Here is a 5,828-nt window from a genome sequence, read left to right on the forward strand (position 1 = left end):
CGGCGGCCGCGACGCTGGCCAGCCCGGCGGTGACCTCGCCGTCCTCGACGGCGTGCCCGCGACGGCGGGTCTCGGCGAGGAGCGAGCGCAGGGCGGTCGGCGACTGCGGGCCCACGCCCGTGCGGTCGGCGAAGGCGGTGCGGTCGGGGTAGAGCGCGCGGACCTGTGCCGGCGGCAGCTCGGCCAGCATGGCGCGGCCGCTGGCCGTCAGGTGCGAGGGGAGACGGACGCCGACGTCGGTGACCAGCGACGGCCGGCCCGGTGCCCGCTCCTCGACCACGTAGAGCACGTCGCGCCCGTCGAGGACGGCCAGGTGGGCACTGTGGACGATCTCGTCGACCAGCCGCGCGAGCGAGCGGCGCGCGAGCCGCTGTAGCGGCTCCTGGCGCAGGTAGCCGCTCCCCACCTCGAAGGCGGCGACGCCCAGCCCGTAGCGATGCTCCTCGGCCAGATGGACCACGAAGCCCTCGCCGATCATGGCGTTGACGAGGTGGTACGCGCTGCTGCGCGGCAGGTCGCACGCGCGCATGATCGACTCCAGCGGCACGGGATCGACCTGGCTGGCCAGGTGCCGCAGCACCCGCAGGGTCTTGGTCGCGGCCGGGACCTGGCCCACGGCGTCCTCCGTCCCCGTTCGTTGTCTCGTATCCGAGACTCAAATTCTAGGCAGGCCATTCCGCCCGGCATGCGCACGCCCCTTGAATGGAGCGCATGGACACCGCCCCCGAAGCAGTCGTCGTCGGCCGTGGCCCGCTGACCCTCGACGAGGTGGTGCGCGTCGCCCGCCGCGGAGCGGGAGTCCGGATCTCCGAGGACGCCCTCGAGGCGATCGACCGGGCGCGGGGCGTGATCGAGGCGATGGCCGCCTCTGAGACCCCGCACTACGGCGTCTCGACGGGGTTCGGCGCGCTCGCGACCCGCCACATCGCGCCCGGGCTCCGCACGCAGCTGCAGCGCTCGCTCGTCCGCTCCCATGCGGCCGGCAGCGGGCCGGAGGTCGAGCGCGAGGTCGTCAGGGCTCTCATGCTGCTGCGGCTCTCGACGCTGGCGACCGGCCGCACCGGCGTACGACGTCAGACGGCCGAGCTGCTCGCGGGACTGCTGACGCACGGCATCACTCCGGTGGTCCGCGAGTACGGCTCGCTCGGGTGCTCCGGCGACCTCGCGCCGCTCGCGCACTGCGCTCTCGCGCTGATGGGGGAGGGCCCCGTCCGGGCCGCCGACGGCACACTGGCCGACGCCGCCACCGCGCTGCGCGACGCCGGGCTCGCCCCCGTGGAGCTGCAGGAGAAGGAGGGCCTGGCGCTGATCAACGGCACCGACGGGATGCTCGGCATGCTCGTGCTCGCGATCCACGACCTCACCGACCTGCTCCGCGTCGCGGACGTCTCCGCCGCCATGTCGGTCGAGGGCCAGCTCGGCACCGACCGCGTCTTCGCGGCCGACCTCCAGGCGATCCGCCCGCACCCCGGCCAGGCCGCCTCGGCGGCCAACCTCACCGCGATCCTGCGCGACTCCGGAGTCGTCGCGTCGCACCGCGGCCCGGACTGCAACCGCGTCCAGGACGCCTACTCCCTGCGCTGCTCGCCCCAGGTGCACGGCGCCGTCCGCGACACCGTCGCCCACGCGCTGACCGTCGCGGAGCGCGAGCTCGCCTCGGCCGTCGACAACCCGGTCGTCCTGATCGACCCGGAGACGGGGGAGGGCCGGGTGGAGTCCAACGGCAACTTCCACGGCGCCCCGGTCGCCTACGTCCTCGACTTCCTCGCGATCGTCGCCGCCGACCTCGCCTCGATCGCCGAGCGGCGCACCGACCGCTTCCTCGACAAGGCCCGCAACCACGGCCTGCCGCCCTTCCTCGCCGACGACCCGGGTGTCGACTCCGGCCTGATGATCGCGCAGTACACCCAGGCCGCCATCGTCTCCGAGCTCAAGCGCCTCGCCACCCCCGCCAGCGTCGACTCCATCCCGAGCAGCGCGATGCAGGAGGACCACGTCTCCATGGGGTGGTCGGCCGCGCGCAAGCTCCGCCGCTCGGTCGACGGCCTCACCCGCGTCCTCGCCGTCGAGCTCATGACCGCTGCCCGGGCGCTCGACCTGCGCGCGCCGCTGACCCCCAGTCCTGCCACCGGCGCCGTCATCGCCCTGCTCCGCGACGCCGGCGTCGCGGGCCCCGGCACCGACCGCTACCTCGCCCCCGAGATCGACACCGCCTACCAGCTCGTCGCCGGCCGCTCCGTCACCGCGGCCGTCGCGAGCGTGATCGGAGACCTTCGATGACCACCGAGCAGAACCCCCGCCTCCCCATCCACGCCCCCACCGGCGCCACGCTCACCGCCAAGTCCTGGCAGACCGAGGCGCCGCTGCGGATGCTGATGAACAACCTCGACCCCGAGGTCGCCGAGGCCCCTGCGGACCTCGTCGTCTATGGCGGCACCGGCAGGGCGGCCCGCAGCTGGGAGGCGTACGACGCCCTCGTGGCCACCCTGCGCGACCTTGAGGACGACGAGACCATGCTCGTCCAGAGCGGCAAGCCGGTCGGCGTGCTCAAGACGAACCGCTGGGCGCCGCGGGTCCTCATCGCCAACTCCAACCTGGTCGGCGACTGGGCGAACTGGGAGGAGTTCCGCCGGCTGGAGGAGCTCGGCCTGACGATGTACGGCCAGATGACCGCCGGGTCGTGGATCTACATCGGCACCCAGGGCATCCTCCAGGGCACCTTCGAGACCTTCGCCGCGCTGGCCGACACGTCGTTCGGAGGCACGCTCGCCGGCACGATCACGCTCACCGCCGGCCTCGGCGGCATGGGCGGCGCCCAGCCGCTGGCCGTCACGATGAACGACGGCGTCGCGATCTGCGTCGACGTCGACGACTCCCGGATCCAGCGGCGGCTCGACCATCGCTACCTCGACGTCCGGGCCGACGACCTCGACCACGCCCTCGCCCTCGCCGTCGAGGCGCGCGACGAGCGACGCGCCCTCTCGATCGGGCTGCTCGGCAACGCCGCCGAGGTCTTCCCGCGGCTGCTGGAGATGAGGGCGCCGATCGACATCGTCACCGACCAGACCTCCGCGCACGACCCGCTGTCCTACCTCCCGGCCGGCGTGCCGTTCGAGGAGTGGCACGCCCGCGCCGAGGCCGACCCGGCCGGCTTCACCAAGGACGCCCAGGCCTCCATGGCCGCGCACGTGCGCGCGATGGTGGAGTTCCAGGACGCCGGCGCCGAGGTCTTCGACTACGGCAACTCCATCCGGGACGAGGCGCGCAAGGGCGGCTACGACCGGGCCTTCGCGTTCCCGGGCTTCGTGCCGGCGTACATCCGTCCGCTCTTCTGCGAGGGCAAGGGTCCCTTCCGCTGGGCGGCGCTCTCGGGCGACCCCGAGGACATCCGCAAGACCGACGAGGCCATCCTCGAGCTCTTCCCTCCCCAAGAGAAGGCGGAGTATGAGCGCCTCCACACGTGGATCAAGATGGCGCAGGAGCGGGTCCACTTCCAGGGGCTGCCGGCGCGGATCTGCTGGCTCGGCTACGGCGAGCGGCACCTCGCCGGGCTGAAGTTCAACGAGATGGTCGCGAGCGGCGAGCTGAGCGCGCCCATCGTGATCGGTCGCGACCACCTCGACTGCGGCTCGGTCGCCTCGCCCTACCGCGAGACCGAGGCCATGCTCGACGGCTCGGACGCGATCGCCGACTGGCCGCTGCTCAACGCCATGACCGCGACCGCGTCGGGCGCGACCTGGGTCTCGATCCACCACGGCGGCGGCGTCGGGATGGGCCGCTCGATCCACGCCGGCCAGGTGTGTGTCGCCGACGGCACCGAGCTCGCGGCGCTCAAGATCGAGGCCGTGCTGACCAACGACCCCGGCATGGGGATCCTGCGCCACGTCGACGCCGGCTACGACCGGGCGAGCGAGGTCGCCGCCGAGCGCGGGGTCAGGATCCCGATGCATGGCTGACTTCGAGGGGATGTGGCGCGACCTCGCGCCGATCGGCCGCTCGGCGTCCACGGGCGGCTACGTCCGGCAGCCCTGGCACGCCGCCGAGCTCGAGCTCCGCGCGTGGTTCCGCGAGGCTGCCGCCGCGCGGGGGCTGACGGTCGAGGAGGACCCCTTCGGCAACCTCGCCGCGTGGCTCCCCGGACACGAGCGCGGGACGGAGGCCGTGCTCACCGGGTCCCACCTCGACAGCGTCCTCGACGGAGGCGCGTACGACGGCCCGCTCGGTGTGGTCTCCGCCTTCGCCGCTCTCGACCTCCTGCGCGAGCGCGGCGTGGCGCCCACCCGGCGGCTCGGCGTCGCCGCGTTCGTGGAGGAGGAGGGCTCCCGCTTCGGCCGGGCCTGCCTGGGCTCCCGGCTCGCCGTCGGCGCGGCGACCTGGGACGCGGCGCGCGAGCTGACCGACCGCGAGGGCGTCCGGCTCGGCGACGTGGTCCAGGGCCCCGGCGACGCTGGGGACGATGGAGACGGCGCCGGGGACGGCACGGGGTCCGGGCTGCTGGACGGCGTCGCGACCTACGTCGAGCTGCACGTCGAGCAGGGCCGCGGGCTCATCGACCTCGACGCGCCCGTCGGGGTGCACGACGGCATCTGGCCGCACGGGCGCTACCGCTACGACATCGCCGGCCGCGCCGACCATGCCGGGACCACGCGGATGGAGGACCGCGCCGACCCGATGCTGACCTTCGCGATGACGGCGCTCGCGGCCAACAAGCAGGCCCGGGTGCGCGGGCAGCGGGCCACGTTCGGCCGGCTCGACGTGCGCCCGGGCGGCACCAACGCCGTGCCGTCGCAGGTCACCGCCTGGCTCGACGCCCGCGCCGAGTCCGACGCCGAGCTGGCCGCGCTGGTCGCGGACATCGAGCGTCAGGCGACCGAGCGCGCCGGGCGCGACGGCACGACCGTGACGGTGACGGCCGAGTCGGTCAGCGGCGAGGTCGCCTTCGACCCCGCGCTCCGCGACCGGCTCGCCGCGCGGCTCGGGGGCGTGCCGGTGCTGCCCACCCAGGCGGGCCACGACGCCGGCATCCTCCAGGAGGCGGGCATCGCGACCGCCATGCTGTTCGTCCGCAATCCGTCGGGCGTCTCCCACTCGCCGTACGAGCGCGCGGAGACGGCCGACTGCCTCGCCGGCGTCGTCGCCCTCGCCGACGCCCTGACCGGGCTGGTCACGTGACCGGCAACCTGCTCGAGCGGGCCTGGGTCGGCGGCACGGTCCGCGATCGCGTCCTCGTCGAGATCGAGGACGGCCGCCTCACTGCCGTCACCCCCGACGCAGGCGGCGCGGCCGGCGCGGCCGGCGTCGTACGTGTCCCGGGCCTCACCCTCCCCGGCCTCGCCAACACCCACAGCCACGCCTTCCACCGTGCGCTGCGCGGCCGCGCCCAGGCGGGCCGGGGCACCTTCTGGACCTGGCGCGAGCAGATGTACGCCGTCGCCGGCCGCCTCGACCCGGACCTCTACTACGACCTGGCCCGCGCGACCTACGCCGAGATGCTCGCGGCCGGGTACACCGCCGTGGGGGAGTTCCACTACCTCCACCACCAGCCGGACGGCAGGCCCTACGACGACCCCAACGCGATGGGGCACGCGCTGCTCGCGGCCGCGCGCGACGCCGGCATCCGGATCACGCTGCTCGACACGCTCTACCTCTCCAGCGGCTTCGGCGACGCGCCCGAGGGCGTGCAGCGCCGCTTCTCCGACGGCACCGCGGAGGCCTGGCGGGAGCGGGTCTCGGCCCTGACCGCCCCGGAGGACACCGCGAGGATCGGCGTCGCCGCGCACTCGGTCCGCGCCGTCCCCGCCGCCGCGCTCCCGGCGGTGGCGGCGCAG

Annotated in this window: 5 protein-coding genes; 4 read left to right on the forward strand and 1 reads right to left on the reverse strand. The window is 74.5% G+C overall.

All coding sequences use genetic code 11. From position 1 onward, the window contains the following. The coding region (locus QM572_RS15260) for an IclR family transcriptional regulator (protein ID WP_415094598.1) at window positions 1-616 on the reverse strand (616 nt) is incomplete at its 3' end. A gap of 95 nt (window positions 617-711) precedes the next feature. On the opposite strand from QM572_RS15260, the gene hutH reads away from it, so the two are divergent. The 4 genes from hutH to QM572_RS15280 all read left to right on the forward strand — a co-directional run. Further along, a complete protein-coding gene (gene hutH, locus QM572_RS15265) occupies window positions 712-2,280 on the forward strand; it encodes a histidine ammonia-lyase (protein WP_415094600.1) in 1,569 nt (522 codons plus the stop codon). After that, complete coding sequence (gene hutU / locus QM572_RS15270; RefSeq protein ID WP_415094602.1) at window positions 2,277-3,956, forward strand: urocanate hydratase; 1,680 nt, start codon at window positions 2,277-2,279, stop codon at window positions 3,954-3,956. Before hutH ends, hutU begins: the two co-directional genes overlap by 4 nt. Next, window positions 3,949-5,172, forward strand: a complete 1,224-nt coding sequence (locus QM572_RS15275) for an allantoate amidohydrolase (RefSeq protein ID WP_415094604.1) — start codon at window positions 3,949-3,951, stop codon at window positions 5,170-5,172. The genes hutU and QM572_RS15275 overlap by 8 nt, the downstream gene beginning before the upstream one ends. Beyond that, window positions 5,169-5,828: amidohydrolase family protein (locus QM572_RS15280; RefSeq protein WP_415094606.1), on the forward strand; the 660-nt coding region annotated here is incomplete at its 3' end. The genes QM572_RS15275 and QM572_RS15280, both read left to right, overlap by 4 nt.

It is taken from the genome of Nocardioides sp. (assembly GCF_047607365.1).
In the GTDB taxonomy this organism is placed as follows: Bacteria; Actinomycetota; Actinomycetes; order Propionibacteriales; family Nocardioidaceae; genus Nocardioides.

What these genes read in the sequence shown, in the direction of transcription:
- hutH (WP_415094600.1), top strand. Translation starts at nt 712, where the DNA reads ATGGACACCGCCCCCGAAGCAGTCGTCGTCGGCCGTGGCCCGCTGACC.
- hutU (WP_415094602.1), top strand. Translation starts at nt 2,277, where the DNA reads ATGACCACCGAGCAGAACCCCCGCCTCCCCATCCACGCCCCCACCGGC.
- QM572_RS15275 (WP_415094604.1), top strand. Translation starts at nt 3,949, where the DNA reads ATGGCTGACTTCGAGGGGATGTGGCGCGACCTCGCGCCGATCGGCCGC.